The 17553-nt window shown below is 46.0% G+C and carries 15 protein-coding genes and 5 pseudogenes; 9 read left to right on the top strand and 11 right to left on the bottom strand.

Annotated elements, in window-relative coordinates; translation table 11 throughout:
* The 8 genes and pseudogenes from DQN52_RS07130 to DQN52_RS07090 all read left to right on the top strand — a co-directional run.
* Positions 1-375: a GPW/gp25 family protein gene (locus DQN52_RS07130; protein ID WP_071461646.1), complete on the top strand. Its 375-nt coding sequence runs from the start codon at positions 1-3 to the stop codon at positions 373-375.
* Positions 372-839: a baseplate J/gp47 family protein gene (locus DQN52_RS07125; protein ID WP_081353480.1), complete on the top strand. Its 468-nt coding sequence runs from the start codon at positions 372-374 to the stop codon at positions 837-839. The genes DQN52_RS07130 and DQN52_RS07125 overlap by 4 nt, the downstream gene beginning before the upstream one ends.
* A 4-nt stretch (positions 840-843) precedes the next feature.
* Positions 844-1140: a hypothetical protein gene (locus DQN52_RS07120; protein WP_231954121.1), complete on the top strand. Its 297-nt coding sequence runs from the start codon at positions 844-846 to the stop codon at positions 1138-1140.
* Positions 1141-2595, top strand: a complete 1455-nt coding sequence (locus DQN52_RS11190; RefSeq protein ID WP_111694417.1) for a gp53-like domain-containing protein — start codon at positions 1141-1143, stop codon at positions 2593-2595. It begins immediately after the preceding gene.
* Positions 2596-2607: 12 nt separating this feature from the next.
* Positions 2608-3282 (top strand): DUF4376 domain-containing protein, encoded by a 675-nt coding sequence (locus tag DQN52_RS07110; RefSeq protein WP_081353484.1) that lies wholly within the window; start codon positions 2608-2610, stop codon positions 3280-3282.
* A gap of 27 nt (positions 3283-3309) precedes the next feature.
* On the top strand, positions 3310-3768 hold the full coding sequence (locus tag DQN52_RS07105) for a hypothetical protein (protein ID WP_003786184.1): 459 nt from the start codon (positions 3310-3312) through the stop codon (positions 3766-3768).
* 345 nt (positions 3769-4113) lie between these two features.
* A pseudogene (locus tag DQN52_RS11370) lies at positions 4114-4889 on the top strand (DNA adenine methylase).
* Positions 4890-5152: 263 nt separating this feature from the next.
* Positions 5153-5788: pseudogene (locus tag DQN52_RS07090) on the top strand (KpsF/GutQ family sugar-phosphate isomerase); the annotation flags it as partial.
* A gap of 79 nt (positions 5789-5867) precedes the next feature.
* Here the strand turns inward: DQN52_RS07090 and DQN52_RS07085 are convergent.
* Both DQN52_RS07085 and DQN52_RS07080 read right to left on the bottom strand, forming a co-directional pair.
* A complete protein-coding gene (locus DQN52_RS07085) occupies positions 5868-7481 on the bottom strand; it encodes a phosphoethanolamine transferase (RefSeq protein ID WP_032827646.1) in 1614 nt (537 codons plus the stop codon).
* Positions 7482-7718: 237 nt separating this feature from the next.
* A pseudogene (locus tag DQN52_RS07080) lies at positions 7719-8348 on the bottom strand (IS1 family transposase).
* An 83-nt stretch (positions 8349-8431) separates the two neighbouring features.
* On the opposite strand from DQN52_RS07080, the pseudogene DQN52_RS07075 reads away from it, so the two are divergent.
* A pseudogene (locus tag DQN52_RS07075) lies at positions 8432-8785 on the top strand (transposase); the annotation flags it as partial.
* A gap of 340 nt (positions 8786-9125) precedes the next feature.
* On the opposite strand, the pseudogene DQN52_RS07070 reads toward DQN52_RS07075, so the two are convergent.
* From DQN52_RS07070 to DQN52_RS07035, 9 genes and pseudogenes are all read right to left on the bottom strand, one after another.
* Positions 9126-9365: pseudogene (locus tag DQN52_RS07070) on the bottom strand (DUF1330 domain-containing protein); the annotation flags it as partial.
* Positions 9366-9521: 156 nt separating this feature from the next.
* Positions 9522-11435 carry a threonine--tRNA ligase gene (gene thrS, locus DQN52_RS07065; RefSeq protein WP_003786176.1) on the bottom strand — a complete coding sequence of 638 codons (1914 nt, stop codon included), beginning with the start codon at positions 11433-11435 and terminating at the stop codon, positions 9522-9524.
* A 179-nt stretch (positions 11436-11614) separates the two neighbouring features.
* A complete protein-coding gene (locus tag DQN52_RS07060; protein ID WP_003786175.1) occupies positions 11615-11785 on the bottom strand; it encodes an anti-sigma factor family protein in 171 nt (56 codons plus the stop codon).
* The gene (locus DQN52_RS07055) at positions 11782-12372 is read right to left on the bottom strand and encodes a sigma-70 family RNA polymerase sigma factor (RefSeq protein ID WP_003786174.1); all 591 of its coding nucleotides are present in this window, start codon (positions 12370-12372) and stop codon (positions 11782-11784) included. Before DQN52_RS07055 ends, DQN52_RS07060 begins: the two co-directional genes overlap by 4 nt.
* Before the next feature lie 112 nt (positions 12373-12484).
* A complete protein-coding gene (locus tag DQN52_RS10970) occupies positions 12485-12658 on the bottom strand; it encodes a hypothetical protein (protein WP_003786173.1) in 174 nt (57 codons plus the stop codon).
* A 237-nt stretch (positions 12659-12895) separates the two neighbouring features.
* The gene (locus DQN52_RS07050; protein WP_032827644.1) at positions 12896-14347 is read right to left on the bottom strand and encodes a sodium:proton antiporter; all 1452 of its coding nucleotides are present in this window, start codon (positions 14345-14347) and stop codon (positions 12896-12898) included.
* 122 nt (positions 14348-14469) lie between these two features.
* Positions 14470-15315 carry a PHP domain-containing protein gene (locus DQN52_RS07045; RefSeq protein ID WP_003786171.1) on the bottom strand — a complete coding sequence of 282 codons (846 nt, stop codon included), beginning with the start codon at positions 15313-15315 and terminating at the stop codon, positions 14470-14472.
* 162 nt (positions 15316-15477) lie between these two features.
* Positions 15478-16818, bottom strand: a complete 1341-nt coding sequence (locus tag DQN52_RS07040; protein WP_003786170.1) for a DUF3482 domain-containing protein — start codon at positions 16816-16818, stop codon at positions 15478-15480.
* A gap of 105 nt (positions 16819-16923) precedes the next feature.
* Positions 16924-17406 (bottom strand): Lrp/AsnC family transcriptional regulator, encoded by a 483-nt coding sequence (locus tag DQN52_RS07035; RefSeq protein WP_003786169.1) that lies wholly within the window; start codon positions 17404-17406, stop codon positions 16924-16926.
* Positions 17407-17553: the final 147 nt, after the last annotated feature.

Below are 17553 nucleotides of genomic sequence, written 5' to 3'. Positions count from 1 at the left end.
ATGAACTACGAACACCCCATTTCCCAACATTGGCAGCTCGCACAAGGCGGACACGGCATCACGCAAGGCGCGGACGACATTGATTTATGTATCCACAATATTTTGTCCACGCGCAAAGGCGCAGACGTATTACGCCCCAATTTCGGCTCAAACCATTTTGATTATTTGGACACGCCCGAAGACATCTTCGTGCCAAACGTGGTGCGTGAAATCACGCTGGCGATTCAAACATGGGAAAAACGAGCCGTAGCAGAACGCGTACGATTTAGCGGCAACGCCCCACACATCACGATGATTGTGGAATGGCGAATCGCGAACGACATCGCCAGCGAACTCTATCAAACCCAAATTTACGCAACAGGAACAGCAACATGAATGTGAGCGATTTAAAACGCGAAGAAGTCAAAATCGTGGACGACAACCCTGAAACGGTGTTGGCGGAAATGATTGCGGATTACGAATCACGCACAGGCAAAACGCTGCAACCTGCCCACATTGAACGCTTGCTGATTAACACATTCGCCTACCGCGAAACGCTCAACCGCCAGCAAATCAACGAAGCCTATCGGCAACAACATGTCCGTTTTGCCACAGGTTTGATGTTGGATTTATGCGGTGATGACGTGAATACGCCACGATTGGAAGCGTCTGCCGCTCGTTGCACGATACGGTTTCAGGCTGCCAATTTTAGCGGCGAAGTGAATATCCTAATCGGGACATTGGTATCCGTGGGCGATGTCGTTTTTAGCACGATTGAACAAGGTCAATTAAACACCAATCGCACCCAGCAAGATTTACAAGCAGCCTGCACTCAAACAGGCGAACGCGGCAATCCGTGAAATCGTGCGGCGTTTGGGTTTGGGTGAAATCAATCTTGTGGAAGGCTTAAATAGCAAACAGCACAACGCCAAAATCAGCCGAGACGGCAAATACGTTTACGGACACGCCGACCGCTGGGCGCATTACCGCATTGAATTAAACCAAACCATTACCAACGACCAAGCCGCTTTATTACGCAAAACACTACACGCTTTTGCACCAGCACGTTGCGTGTTGGCAGCATTGGATTTTCGTGCTGCTGCCCTGCGCCACAACGGCACAGCCCAGCGCGACGGCACATTCAACAAAGGAACTGCATAAATGGCAAATTTAAAAGAAACCCCAGTCTGGGAAGCAGGCGTTTACCAATGGGAAACATCCGACCCTGTGATGGGTGGTGAAAATGGCATTGACAATAAGCCCACACGCCAGCTCGCCAATCGCACATCATGGCTCAAAGCAGAAATGGCTCGCATTAACGATTTAATCCATGCAAACCAGCAAACAGCTACACAACAATTCGCACTCAAAACCACCACTATCACAGCAGGAGCAGGTTTAACTGGCGGTGGCGTGTTACGCGACAATCAAACTTTGTCATTGGGTAAACCGTCCAAAATCACAGCAACCACAACCAATTTAGCCGTTAGCAATACGCATACGCATGAAATCGATAAAGCCAGTGGTGCGGTGGCAGGCATTGTCATGCTCTCAGCTTCTACCAGCAGCACCGCAACCGACAAAGCTGCGACACCCAGTGCCGTCAAAGCCGCGTATGACCTTGCCGCCAGCAAAGTCAGTTTAACTGCCAACCAAGCCATTGCAGGCAGCAAAACATTCATCAATCCCATTATTGTTGGCGAAACGAGCAGTTGGGAAAAAATGAGATTCAACGTCAAAGGTGGACACTGGCAACTTGAATTTAATCCTGCTGGCATAGACGGTAAATCTTTGAATTTTCTGTTTACTTCGTCCGAAAAGAATCCGCAACAAACACGCATTCGCTTTCCAACCGTTACCAAGCATCAAAACGTCGCCTATGAAAGTTGGGTGGAGGGCGCGATTAACAAAGTTGTGGGACGTTTTGCCGCCAGTAACCACACTCACACATGGGCAAGCATCACAGGCAAGCCAGCCACGTTTGCCCCAGCAGCGCACACCCACACCGAATATCTACCCAAAACAGGCGGAACGATTGATGGAAATTTAAAAATTCAAGGTCATTCAGATAATTGGTATGGCAGTTGGATAAACAATACCAATGCTTTGGGCAGTGCTTTTTTACATTTAGCAACAGGCGGAATCACTCGTGCAGGGATTGAAACTTCCCACGAAGGCAACGGCTCATGGCGCATCGCTTTGATGGGAACAGCACAAGGCGATATCAACCAAGACCGCCACGAACAATTAATGACAGTTAGCGCCGCCAGCGTTTGGACAAAAGCTTACGGCAGCCTGCACGATTACTTCACGCGCCGTAATGAGTTCGCCGTTCAAGCCACAGATAACGGCTATACCCGATTACCCAATGGCTTAATTTTGCAATGGGGCAGTTTCTATTACAACGATTTGCCCAGCTGGAATAATACATTTGATATCACCTATCCCATTACATTTCCAAACAAAGTATTGTCGGTTGTCGCCTGCGGTGCAGGCTACCAAGGCACGCCAACCAACGCCGCCACTTTGCGTAATCACAATTTCACAGCCTATGTACGAGAAATGTACACAGGTGCAGAGGCTGGCGGAGTGCGCTGGTTTGCAATCGGTTTTTAAAGGAGATAATCGATGAGTATTTATTTTGATTACGGTGTACAAACATTTTTTGACGACACCATTCACAGCACCATTCCTGACGGTGCGGTGCTTATCACAACAGAGCAGCATCAACATTTACTGTCCGCCATTAATCGTGGCGCAAAAGTTGGACGCGATTTAACCATTTATGAAAAACCGTCCGCCAATCATATTTGGCAGCCCGACACAGAAACATGGCAAATCAACGCCCAACGCCAAGCCGAGCAGCACGCACAAAACCAAGCCACCGCGTGGGACAACATCAAACAAATGCGCTACCACAACACCCATTCAGGCGTATTTGTGCCGTCCGTGGGCAAATGGTTTCATACCGACGATGCCAGCCGTATTCAATACGTCGCCCTGCAAACCATGCCACAAATGCCAAGCAGCCTGCAATGGAAAACCATGGACAACCATTTTGTCCCCATGAACAAAGCCTTGTTGAGCGAAATTCTCGGCGCAATGATGCTGCACGAAACCGCCGATTTTGCCAATGCCGAACAACACCGAGCCGCCATGCTAGCAAGCGATAATCCGCTGGATTACGACTTTTCGGGCGGCTGGCAGGAAATTTATAGTGGATTCAATTCAACAGGACAAGGCGACAACGCCCGTCGTGTACGCGTGGTACATAAGGGCGTTGGTAACGCTGTACTAGGTTGAAGTGAATTCACTATACAAGGAGAGCGTATGATTTACCTAGCTTTATACAAAGGACACCGCAACGGACATTGGTACGCACCGCGCGTTGCTTTGGCGCGATTGTCCGACTGGCTAATCCGCCAAGTAACACACGGAAAATACAGCCATTGCGAAATCGCCATTGCCAAAGAAAATGGCGTATATAGCTGCTATTCCAGTTCAATCCGAGACGGCGGTGTGCGCTTCAAAGTCATGCCCTTGCCGCCTGACAAGTGGGATTTAATCCGCGTGGATTTGCCTGAGCAGCGCGTACATGAGTTTTACGCTCAAACCAAAGGTGCGAAGTACGATTGGGCTGGCTGTTTGGGGATTGCCTTACCTGCCTTGCGCCAAAACGTGAAAAAATGGTTTTACAGCAAATGGTGTGCAGCGGTGTTAGATTTAAAGCAGCCTGCGCGGTTTAGTCCGAATGGTTTGGCGAAACAGCTTTCAGGCAGCCTGAAATAGCAAAAACCCTGTCTGAAACACAGACAAGGTAGACAAAACAAAAACGGCTGCGTGGCGGTGTAGCGAGCACCGTTCCCACGCCAGCATCAGCAGACGAAGCCTGCGTCAGCCTTTTTGACCGTACTCTCGCGAGAGTGGTCAGAATTTTATCACTCTGACACAAGGAACTGCAAAAAATGAAATTACGTTGCAAAAATCAAAGTTGTAATAAATTATTGGCAATCGGCTATGGCAATGTGCAAATCAAATGTCCGCGCTGTAAGCAAATTAGCCAATTCCAAACACGACGATAACATCGTATTTTGAGTACCACGAGTACCTAATTCATCATAAATAAGGATTCGTATGACTCAAAAATCGCTACCGATTATCCCGTGGATGGGTGGCAAACGCCGTCTTGCCAAACGTTTGTTACCCTTGTTTCCCGAGCATTCTTGTTATGTGGAGCTGTTTGCAGGCGGTGCAGCGTTGTTCTTTATGCGTGAGCAAGCCGCCAAAACCGAAGTGTTGAATGACATCAACGGGCAACTGGTCAATCTCTACCGCGTGGTGCAACATCATTTTGATGAATTTGTCCGTCAATTTGATTACACTTTGACAAGCCGTGAAGTGTTTACACGCCTGCACGCTACGCCGCCCGAATTACTGACTGATATTCAACGTGCAGCACGGTTCTTTTATATTTGCAGTGCAATACCTTTGGTGGCAAAACAACGGGTCAAACATTTGGTACAGCGACGACAGAAAAAGCATGGAATGCAACGCAAATCGCCGAAAAATTGCAGGCTGCACGACAACGGCTAGGTGGGGTATTCATTGAAAACGAACCGTGGCAACGTTGTGTCAAACGCTACGACCGACCGCATACATTCTTTTATGCCGACCCACCGTACTGGCAAGTCACAGGTTACGAGCGTGTATTTGATTGGACGGAATACGAACAGCTTGCTCAAACGATGCGAACCATGCAAGGTAAGATGATGTTGAGTATTAATGACCACCCCGATATTCGCGCATTGTTTGCCGAGTTTAATATTACAGAATTGCAGCTAGCTTATTCTGTGGGGCGCAAAGCAGAAAGCCGCATACAGCGTGGTGAGTTGGTTATTTGTAACTACTGATTTCAAGCAGCCTGCAACAACAAAAGCGACTGAAACGTCGCTGTTGTTATGTTTGATGCTATAAATTCAAATCCAAACGTTTATGGTATCAAAGTTGCAGCGGTTTTATAGGTAATAGCCAGCGATGAGATTGCTCAATTTGCACAGTTGTAAAAAATCCTGCTTGTAATAAGCAGGATTTGAAACTTTGTTGCACGGTAGGAAATAAATAGTAAGTGGGTTTATCTTGCAAAATGTGGGGAGAATTTCGCGCGTGGCATCAGCTGAAACGCAAAAATACCACGCTGATTTGTATCACGTCTAAACCGCAGTCAAGCATGGCAAAGCACGCGGATATTCACATTCAGGCTGCGGTTTCGCAAGAGGCGTGTCCGCTTGGTCTGGCGCCAACTTCTAGCACCACGGCGGTTTTGGCGTTGGGCGACGCGTTGGCGATTGTGTTGTTGAAAGCGCGTCAGTTCACATCGGAAGATTTTGCGTTGAACCATCCAGCGGGCAGTTTGGGCAGACGTTTGCTGCTGACGGTGGGCAATTTAATGCACTCTGACAGCGAGTTGCCTGCGGTTGAAGAACACACTTTGCTGAAAACAGCAATTGTGAAAATGAGCGAAAAAGGTTTGGGTATGCTGGCGATTGTAGATGCTTCAGGCTGCCTGAAAGGGATTTTGACGGACGGGGATTTGCGCCGCTTGTTTGAAAAGCGCGACACGTTTGCTGGTTTAACGGTGAACGATGTGATGCACGTTTCGCCGCATTCTATTACGCCTGAGAAACTGGCAAGCGAAGCGGTGAAATTCATGCAAGATAAACGTGTGAGCGGTTTGCTGGTGTGTGATGAAGCTGGGAAATTGGTGGGTGCGTTGAATATGCACGATTTGTTAAAAGCACGTGTGGTTTGATGGTTTTCAGGCTGCTTTTATATGAAATGCAGCCTGAAACAAAACGCAGCCTGAAAATGGTTTTTCAGGCTGTGTTTTTTTATAGATTTTCCCAATAAGGAAACTTAGCATTACTTGGAAACTGATAATTATCTGCCCACCAAGGCACAAACGCGGTGTTAGTTTTATCTTGTAACCCAATCATAAAGCGCAAATTATCATCTAACTGAGTGGCATCGATGGCTTTATCTTGGTTTGCACCTTTGGGTAACGCAAGTTGGTTGTGCCACAACACTACAGGTATGCGATAACCTGCTTGCGTGGTTGGGCTGTGTCCTGCAAAGTCTTTCACGTGTCCCACTTCATTGCCGTGGTCGGACAGGAAAATCAAGCCGCGTGATTCAGCTTTGTCTTGCTTGAGCATCGTGAAAATGTTGTTGAACACCCAATCTTGATAAGCGACGCTGTTGTCGTATTCATCGCGCAGATTTTTTGTCCACGAGCTGGCGTTGATTTGCGCCAATTGCGCTTGAACGGGCTGTTCTTGCGCGTTGTCTTGGGTGGGGAATAGTTTAAATTTGTCGGTGTATCGCGCGGAATAATTGGGGTGTGAACCAATCAAATGCACCACAATCAGTTTCTTCGGTGCGTTATCTGCCAACGCGTTTTTCACCAAGGGGAACAGTTCTTCATCTTTGGCAAAACTGCTGCGCCCTGAACGTTTGTTGTTGTAAATCGCTTGGTCGGTAAACGCGCCAAATAGGGAGGCGATGTAGCTGTCGTCTTGGTTGCTTAGCCAAAAGGTTTTGAAACCTGCGGATTTTGCGTCTGCGAGAATGCTTTTGGTTGGTACGTATTCAGGTTGCGCGGCTGGCACATCGGTTAAGATGGATTTCACTGCGCCTAATGTGGACGGATAACCTGAATAGGCATTGCAGAAAATCGTCAGTTCGTTTTGTACGGCGAACATATTGGGGTTGGTGTGGCGTGGGTAGCCGCAAGAATGTAAATTGTAGCTGGTTAAACTTTCGGAAATAATCAGGATAATAGTTTGTTTTTCTTGAAAGTTTGGTAGCTTGCTGATGTTTGGTTGAGCGTATTGCGTCCAGTTGTGCTGCCAGTTTTTGTGTTCAACCAGTTGGGCTTTGAACTGCTGGATAGATTTGACGTAGTTGCGCCAAAAAATGGGGGGCGACACGGCGCGAATGGGTTTGATTGCCCATGCGGTTACGCACAGCAAACCGATGATAATCGGCAAAATCCATGTGCTTTTTTGGTTTTTTTGGACAAGTGGGCAGTCGCGGTTGTAGATTTTGGTGAACAGGAAATAGCTCAGCATGCCCAAGCCAACAAATATGGCACTGGCGACACCTAAATAGGGCAAGCTGTGCGTGAAATATTCTGTGGCTTCGTTGAGCGATGTGTTGGCGATGGATTGAACGATGAAATAGGCGTTGATTTTGCTGTTATACAGCAGCCATGTAGCGGACAAAGTCATGCTGTGAAGCAGGAATAGGGCGTACCACAAGATTGCCAGCACGAGATAAATTTTGCTGCGTTTTTTGTGGAATAGGGCGATGAATGCGTTGCCCAGCAAAGAGAGAAAGCCGATTTTTAAACCGTCTGTTACGTCACCTGAATAGGCAAGTAAACCGCCGATGATGATGGACGGTAAGAGCAAGATAAGATAGTTGATGAAATATTTTTTGTTCATTTGAGTAAATCCTTTGTTTTTCAGGCTGCATTTTTGATAAATGATAGAAAATTTTGCTTGGTAGGGACAAGGTTTACCCCATAGGTATCTACACAAGTTTTGCAATGGAGCGTCGGCGGCTCGCCGACACATTTTAGCGTACAGAAAATGTTTATTTACAAGCTACATCAGTAAGCAATAATACCAATTTTCCAAAATTTAACTATTTGGTGGTGTCCTGAAAAGTGTGCTGTAAAACTAAACAATGCCAAAGTGAATATCAAAGAAAGCTAAATAAAAAACTTTCTTGTGATAAAACATACTGTTAGAAAAGCAACACGTTTTTCTAAACGCTCGCCTTACTTTGTGCCGTAAACGACAATTATTACCCTCAATGCCAACTGTGTGTTGCTTACCAACTAGATGTCATTCTTCATTTGAAAAGACATTTAAAAATGCAGCCCAGTCATCGGTCGCAATTCTGTCATAGGTTACACGCAACTCTTTCAAACGCCGTTTGAGTGCTCGCGCTGTTGCTAAATCGCGCTTACCCCAAACGTAAGCGACAATTTCGCCACTTTCTCTGTGATAGGCATAGACTAGCCACACTTTATTAGACTTGTTACCGACAAATGTCCAAAACTCGTCTATTTCAAGTGTAGGGTAATGTTTTTGTTTAGGAAATGGCTCAAACTCATGGCGTTTTAAAGCAGCCTGAACTTTGTCTTTGCTGTAACCCGTAATTGCTGCAATATCGCGAATACCACAACCTCTAACGGTCATTCTCCAAACCTGCTCATCAGCTTTGGAATGACAACCCTTATAGGTAAGGTTATGGTCGCCAATAAAATTACGACAACAATCTTTTCTAAAAGTATGTTTTATCACAAGAAAGTTTTTGATTTAGCTTTCTTTGATATTCACTTTGGCATTGTTTAGTTTTACAGCACACTTTTCAGGACACCACCACCGAATTTATGATTACAGCTGGTAATGTAAATGATATTGTTGTTACGCCTGATTTATTGGCACAATTGGACTTAAGTGATAATGAAACCGTGTGTGCTGATAGGGGTTTTGACAGTAATACTTTTCGTCGGTTAATTCATTCTAAACAAAGTAAAGCCAATATTCCATATAAGAAAAATAGAGAACATCTTAATGTGGACACAGATTGGTATTTATATAAAATCAGGCACTTGGTAGAAAATGCTTTTGCACGATTAAAGCATTTTCGTGCGCTGGCAACACGGTACGATAAATTAAAACGTAATTATGAAAGTACCGTGTCATTAGCTTGTGCTTTGATTTGGTTGAAATTATAGCTAAAATGTCATTAGCCCCTAGCCATTTTTCTTTATATTTTGTCCTTGGCAGCGAGGACAAATTAGAGTTATTTCTGTTTTCACACACCCAAATATACTCTGTTCTCGCTGCTTTTTTATTGCTTATTTTTTACAGCACACTTTTCAGGACACCACCAATTTAGATTAGGACAAGGCGACAACGACCGCCGTGTACATCTAGTAGTACATAAGGGAGTTGGCAACGCTGTACTAATCTAAATTTAATTCACTATATTAAGTGCAGGCTGCTTTTGAATCAAATACAAAAGGACAAGGATAGCAATCCCTGCCCTATTCTCAATTTAATCAGCCAAAGTTATCACACAGCGAAATTTGCACCGTTTACCAACACAGCGCGTCCCATTGTCGCATTGATACGCATATTGCGCACTTGGCTGTATTCTGGGCTGTTGTACCATGCTTTTGCCGATTGCATATCGGGGAAACGCAACACGACAGAACCATCAATGTCTGCACCTTCCAATGCTTCGTTTTCGCCGTTGAATACGATGATTTCGCCGTTGTGTGGGGCTAATGTAGGTGCGGCTACTTCTAAATATTGGTTGTAGGCGTTTTAGTCTAACATTTTGTCGCGGATAAAAATAACGTATGTGGACATGGTTTGCTTTCTTTTTATTGGTTAATGAAAGGGAGATTACAAACGGATTTCAGGCAGCCTGAAAACCAACTTTCAGGCTGCCTGAATTTTTAAAAATTAAACTTCAACCGCTTGTTTCAATTCATCTTGCAACATCGCGATAAACTCATCAACGCTCACACTACCCAAATTATCCGCTTTTTTACGAATAGATACTTGACCGTTTTCCATTTCCTTATCGCCAACGGTTAATTGATAGGGGTAACGCATTTCGCTGTTGCTGCGGATTTTGTAGCCGATTTTTTCATTGCGAATATCCAAATCCACACGGAAACCAGCAGCCTGCAATTTCGCTTGCACTTCTTTCGCGTAATCCGCTTGTTTTTCGGTGATGTTCATCACCACCATTTGCACAGGCGCAAGCCACAATGGGAATGAGCCTGCATGTTCTTCAATCAAAATGCCGATAAAGCGTTCCAGCGAACCCAAAATGGCGCGGTGCAACATCACAGGACGTTTTTTCGTGTTGTCTTCGGCAACGTATTCCGCTTCCAAGCGTTCAGGCAGCACAAAATCCAGCTGAATCGTGCCGCATTGCCATGAACGTCCCAATGCGTCTTTGATGTGGTATTCCACTTTTGGTCCGTAGAACGCGCCTTCACCAGGTAATTCTTCCCATTCCACGCCACAAGCAGTTAAGGCATCACGCAAACCTTGTTCGGCTTTGTCCCAAATTTCTTCGCTGCCAGCGCGTTTTTCAGGGCGCAACGACAATTTAATGCTGACATTTTTGAAACCAAATTGTTGGTAAATTTTCATCACTAACAAATTGAATGCTTTGGTTTCTTCGGCGATTTGGTCTTCGGTACAGAAAATATGCGCGTCATCTTGCACAAAACCGCGTACACGCATTAAACCGTGCAATGCACCGCTTGGCTCGTTGCGGTGGCATGAACCAAATTCCGCCAAACGCATCGGCAAATCGCGGTATGAACGCAAACCGTGATTGAAAATTTGAACGTGTCCAGGGCAGTTCATGGGTTTCACGGCGTATTCGCGTTTTTCTGATGATGTCAGGAACATATTGTCTTTGTAGTTCGCCCAGTGCCCTGATTTTTCCCAGAAAGTTTTGTCCATGACTTGTGGCGTTTTCACTTCTTGGTAGCCCGCTTCGGTCAATTCGCGGCGCATGTGTTGCTCAATCACTTGCCACAATGCCCAGCCACGTGGGTGCCAGAACACCATACCTGGGGCTTCGTCTTGCAAGTGGAACAAATCTAATTGTTTGCCTAATTTGCGGTGGTCGCGTTTTTCGGCTTCTTCAATGCGAGTAATGTAGGCTTTCAGTTCGTCTTTGTTTGCCCAAGCTGTGCCGTAAATGCGTTGTAATTGTTCGTTATTGCTGTCGCCGCGCCAGTACGCACCTGACATTTTGGTCAATTTAAAATGTTTCAAAAAGCGCGTGTTTGGAACGTGTGGACCGCGACACATATCCACGTATTCTTGGTGGAAATACATGCCCATGGCTTGAATGCTGTCGTCCATGTCGTCAATCAGGCGCAATTTGTATTCTTCGCCGCGACTTTTAAAAATTTCTACGACTTCGGCGCGTGGGGTCATTTTTTTGATGACATCGTAATCTTGATTGATAAGCTGTTTCATGCGCTCTTCAATCGCTGCCATGTCTTCGGGCGTGAACGGTTTTTCAGGCAAAATATCGTAATAAAAGCCTTCTTCAATCACAGGACCGATAACCATTTTGGCAGTCGGGAATAATTGCTTAACCGCGTGTCCCACCAAGTGGGCGCATGAGTGGCGGATAATTTCCACGCCTTCTTGGTCTTTTGGCGTGATGATTTGAACGGTTGAATCTTGAGTGATTGGGTCGCAAGCGTCCACGAGTGCGCCGTTTACTTTGCCTGCTACGGTGGCTTTTGCCAAACCTGCGCCAATGCTTTCGGCGATTTGGGCAACGGTTACGGGCGATTCATATTGACGGACGCTGCCGTCTGGTAGGGTGATGTTTAACATTTTTTTGTCTTTCGTTTGTGGAATTTAAAGTGCAGGCTGCTTTTTGTGCGGATTATTGGGTTACAACCCAAACGACAAAAAAGCAGCCTGCACAAATGATTGAAAATTTTTCGGACGTGAAATTATAGAGAAAACAAGGGGCGTATTCAAGAAATAAGGTTTTCAGGCAGCCTGAAAATTCAAAACAGCTTTTTAATTGCTTTTTCAATCACATCAATCTGTTGTTTATACGCGCGACAATGCGGACACACCAGCAAATGTGTTTGCAAGAACAATTTTTCTTTTGCTTCCAACGGCAATTTATCGTGTTGTTTGGAAATGAGCGCGGTGGCTTTGCGACATTTTTTCATACTAATTCCTTGTGGTTAAACCATTTGATTTGTAAACATTGGCGCAATCCTTCACGAGCGCGGTGCATGGTAGTGTGAAAATTGGCGCGTGTGATGTGGCATTGCTGGATAATTTCGTTGCTTTCCAAGCCGAGAATTTCGGACATCATAAACACGCGCGAAATATGTTCAGGCAGCCCATACAGGCAAATTTGCAAGATGTCGTAAAATTCTTTTGTGTTGAGGCTTTGTTCGGGGTTTTGCCATATGCTTGGGCTGTCTTCGCGCTGCCAATGTCCATCTTCGGCAAAGAAATTTTCAAACCAATCGTCCATAGGTTCTTCTGCTGCTGGCGCGACAAAAACGGCATTTTGCGAAGATTGCTGCCTGAAATGGTCAATCAATTTATTTTTCAAAATGCTAATCAACCAACTGGTTAATTGCGCCTCGCCACGAAAATCATTGGCGGATTTGTAGGCAGAAAGCAGCGTTTCTTGCACCAAATCTTCGGCGAAATCGCTTTGGTTGGGTAAGTGAATACTGGCAAAACGCAATAAATTTTTGCGAATAGTGGCTAATTCACTGGTGGAAATGTGGGTTAAATTCATAAGGGCTTTCCCAATAATTTTTCAGGCTGCCTGAAAAAAAACAAAAACTACATTTAGTTTACGCCAAATGTAGTTTTTGTTTTCAGATAAATAATTAAATAACTCAATCCATTTACATTGATTTATTCATCATGGATTTATCCATCATCATGCTGTTATCCATCGATTTATTCATCATGGGTTTATTCATCATATCGCCAGATTGCATATCCATTGATTGACCTTTATTCGCGCAAGCAGCCAAAGACAATACGCCTACCAAAACCAAAATTGCAGATGTTTTCATTGTAAAATTCCTTCAAATTTAAATGTAAAAAATGTTTTCAATCGGAAACAAATCGCGTTCATACATGGCAACTTATACTGTACGTTTTCTGTTTCTTACCCATTAGACGTATGGGCGCGGAAAATCTGACAGAAAAATAAAATATTTTTTACAACAAATTGATTTTGTATGTTTTTTAAATAAAAATGCAGGCTGCTTTTAAACTATAAAAAGCAGCCTGCACTTTGTTGTGCGCGTTTAGAAAATCTCAAACACAAAGAAAATCAAAGTATGCAAAATAAACAACGGCACTAATATGCCAAACGACCAAGCCATATAGCCAAAGAAGCTCGGCATTGCCACTTTGCGTTGTTCGGCAATGGCTTTAACCATAAAGTTTGGCGCATTACCAATATAGCTCAACGCGCCCATGAACACCGAACCCATAGACACAGCAAGCAAGGTGTGGAACAAGTCGCCACGCATCAATTCGTATGGGTCGCCGCCTGCCATGTTGAAAAACACCAAATAAGTGGGCGCGTTGTCCAAAAAGGCAGAAAGCAAACCTGTCATCCAAAAATACATGGTGTTAATGGGCTGTCCTGCGCTGTCGTGTACCAAAGCAATCAAGCCTGCAAACGCGCCTTTTTCGCCTGCTTGCAAAATGGTCAAAACAGGGGAAATGGTAATAAAAATACCCAAGAATAATTTGCCTACTTCGGCGATTGGGTCCCAGTTAAACTCGTTGCCTGCGCGAACTTGTTTGGGTGTGATATACAGCGACACGCCTGCCAATACCAACAAAATCACATCGCGTACCGCATTCTGCAGCGCGTATTGCGTACCCAAAATATTGAAGCCTTCGTGCGCTGGCTTCCAAATGCCCGACATCAACACTGTGCCAATCACACCACCCAGAAGCAAGAAGTTCCATTTGCCAAACAATTTGATACCGTCGCTGCTAAATGATGCTTGATTGGCGGTGTCGGGCGTGGGGTCGTGCGACAAGATTTCATCGGCTTGTTTATAGTAATGGCTGTCCAACAGATAAAACACAAACAGCAAAACGGCAGATGAAATCAACACGGGCATAAACATATGTTCCACCGTCCACATAAAATCTACGCCTTTTAAGAAGCCCAAGAATAGCGGTGGGTCGCCCAACGGTGTTAAACCGCCACCAATGTTGGCAACCAAAAAGATGAAAAACACGACAACGTGTACTTTGTGTTTGCGGTTGTCGTTGGCTTTGAGCAAGGGGCGAATCAACAACATTGCCGCGCCCGTTGTTCCCATAATCGATGCGAGCAGCGTGCCAATCGCCAAAATGCCTGTATTGAGCTTTGCCGAGCCGTGCAAATTGCCCCAAACTAAAATGCCGCCCGATATGGTGTACAACGCCAGCAGTAGCAAAATAAACGGTATGTATTCGCCGACCATGGCGTGTGCGATTAAGTGAATGCTTTCGCTCGCGCCAAACTCAATCGTAAACGGAATTAAAAAGAGTGCTGTCCAAGCAGCGGTGATTTTGCCAAAGTGATGATGCCAAATGTGCGAAAAAAACAGCGGTCCTGTGGCAATGGACAACAAAATCAGGGCAAACGGTATGCCCCATAATAAACTGAGTTCTGCGCCATTTAGACTGGCAGCCTGCACCCATGTTGGCGAGATAAGTAAAGAAAACAAAGCGACTTTGGCTTTTTGATGCATTAAAATTTTCCTTTCTATGCAAATAGTTACAATAGCACACAGTCTTAAACTGCCTGCACAATAGCCTGTATTGTAAAAGAAAATGGGGTTTAGGGCGAACAAAAAGTGCAGGCTGCTTTGAATTAAATAATTGAATGATTGCGAAATCGCGTCCAAATCGCATCACAAATGGGCGGCAATTCGGGGCAAGCACCCAACGTGCCACCACTGTAATCATTGGCGCGATGAAAGTCGCTGCCGACACTGGATAACAAGCCGTAGCGTTCTGCCAACATCGCGTAATTTAAGCGGTCGCCCAACGAACAACCACCGCTGTGGACTTCTATGCCCACACCGCCCAGTTGCTTGAATTCTTCAAATAATTGTCGCCGTGCGGTTGCCGACATATCGTAGCGCATGGGGTGGGCGATGACTGCCAAACCGCCTGCTTGATTGATGGCTTGTACCGTTTCTGCCAAGTCTGCCCATTGATGGCGCACAAAACCACATTTGCCGTCGCCCAAATATTTGGTGAACGCGGCTTGCTTGTTGCGTACTAAACCTTGCTGCACCAGCCAGTCTGCCATGTGGGTGCGCGACACCATTTCGCGGTTGGTTGCCAATGCCAATGCGCCTTCTGCTGCGCCTGCAATGCCGTGTTTAGCCAGTTTTGCACCGATTTGTTCGATGCGGTCTATGCGTCCCAAGCGCAATCGAGCCAACAAAGTTTGCAGGCTGCTTTCGTGTTCATCAAAATCCAAGCCAACAATATGCACGCCACGTCCGCGCCAAGTAACCGAAATCTCCACGCCATTGATGAAGCGAATACCGTGTTGCTGGGCGGTGGCACGAGCGATGGCTAAACCGCCTGTATGGTCGTGGTCGGTCAAAGCCAGCATGGTGCAGCCATTTTGTGCCGCTAACGCAACGACTTCATCAGGCGGCAATGCGCCATCGGATACGGTGGAATGGCAATGTAAATCTATCATGTTGATGTCTTCTTATTGTGAAAATTTTGAATATTCAGTCATTGCATTCCCTCTCCTGTGGAAGAGGGTTAAGGAGAGGGCAAAAATCTGCGTATTGCAGCGAAACCCTCTCCCGCAGGAGAGGGAGTAGATTTGCGGTTATCGTGTGGTGTTACGACTGCGCTATTTTTTGTCATTAGCCAAGCTCGCCAACAGTTGTCGTGCTGCCAAATCGCGGTCTAGCGAATAATCGTCTGCATCGGCATTCAAGCGCGACCATTTGGGGTGCGACCGTGCTTTTTTCAGCACATCGGGCAGCGCATTGGCTTGCCATGGTGCGGACGATGAATGCAGCGCAATCGGCGCGGTGGCTGCGTGTCCGCGTGTTTGCAGCGCATTGAGTAAATCCAAATTTCGCGCTGCCAAAACAGTCAGCATCGCTTCATCAACATACAAAGTCTCGATGCCATTGAATTTGTCTAACATCGCTTGCCAGTTGCCCGCCAAACCGCCCAACACGCCGCCAATGGTCGCGCCCATGCCCAACGAAGTCCCCAAAGTCAAAGCGTCTATGCCCAGCCCCAACAATGCGCCTGCTGCTGCCCCTTTGCTGGCGCGTATGCCGTATTGTTTGAGCAATTCTGGGTCAAATGGGTCTTGACGAAAGGCTTGCAACATTTGCTCGTTTTGTTGTTCCACGTCGCTGTAATAAAAACGATACAGCGCAAATAATTGTTGTTGCAGGCTGCTTTCGTGGGCGCGAATAGCAGCCTGCATTTCGTTTAGCACGACTGTGGTTTGCGTTTTGTCGCTGACTTGGCGCACACAGGCGGCTACGTCCAGCAAAAATTTTGCCCACTCGTCTCGCGCTTGTTCGTTTAGGCGTTGCCATTCAGCGCGGCGAAAATCTGCTAACTGCGCCAACACTTTGGGCTGTTGCAACATGGTCGCCAAGTTGTCCCACAATTTCATTTCGCCATCAAAATCAAACGCAACCGTGTCAAAACGGCTCACAACGTGCAGGCTGCGTTTTGCCAACATCGCTTGCCAATCGCTCAAATCCTGACCGTGCGTAAAATTGAACACAGGCATCATCGGCTTGGCGCACCACGACAAAATCGTCAGTTCGTCTTTGTATTTGGGCAACACGGCTTCACGCGCATCGGCAACATACAAAGCCGCATCGCTGCCGAGCAACTGGCGCAACACTTTGGCTTCTTGCGAAAATTCGTTTTGCGCTACATCGCTGTGTAAAAAAGCGTGCAAGCGTTCGATGCCGTCTTGTTGATGCGATGTGTGCGCTTCCAACCAATCTAACACGCCGCCTGCGTCTTCCAAGCCTGGGGTATCGTATAGCTGCACCCACACGGTTTCGCCATCGCCAATCGCCGCTTGGGCAACGTGTCGCGTGGTCGCCGCCGCGTTTTTGACTTCGCCAAACTGGCTATCGCGCAACAAAGTTCGCATTAAAGAAGTTTTGCCTGTGTTGGTGTGTCCAACCACTGCCAAAGAAAGGGGATTCATAGCGTTGCTTATGTTTAACCAAAAACGCGATTTTAGCGCAAAAAAGCAGCCTGCACTTTTTGTTGATTGAAAGTGCAGGCTGCTTTGTTGATTATCCGCCCTATCCTATTCCAAATGCACCAACGGCAACGCAGTCGTATTTTTGATTTCTTTTAACACAAAGCTAGATTTAGCATCTTGAACATAAGTGTGCGACAACAACACGTTAAGCACAAAATTGGAAAACGCTTGCATATCGGTAAAAAAAGCGTGCAGCAAGTAATCGGCATCGCCCGTCAAGGCAAAGCAACCCAGCACTTCGTTCCAACTTTGCACGGCTTGTTCAAAGTCTTGTCGTGCTTCGGGCGATTTATTGGTGCTGACGTGTATCATCACTTGCAGCCCCAAGTGCAAGGCGTTGGGTGACAACAAAGCGACGTAGCGTTGGATAATGCCCATGTCTTCCAAATGCTTCAATCGGCGCAAACACGGCGACGGCGACAAGGCAACGCGCTCCGATAATTCCACATTGCTCAATCGTCCATTTTCTTGCAAAACGTGCAGGATTTTTAAATCAATTTTGTCTAATTCAATCGTATTTTGTAGCATGGTTTTTTCCTTTGTGCAGGCTGCTTTTGAATTTTAAATGATATTATATACCTTATCTTAATTTAACCATAATCTACACCAAAGCCAACAAAACAACACCGCATCTTTACAGTCGCGACAAATCCGATATAAATCGTTAAAATAGCA

Origin of the sequence: Kingella kingae (assembly GCF_900475905.1) — a bacterium.
Lineage (GTDB): Bacteria > Pseudomonadota > Gammaproteobacteria > Burkholderiales > Neisseriaceae > Kingella > Kingella kingae.
This window is presented reverse-complemented; position numbering and strand designations above follow the sequence as displayed.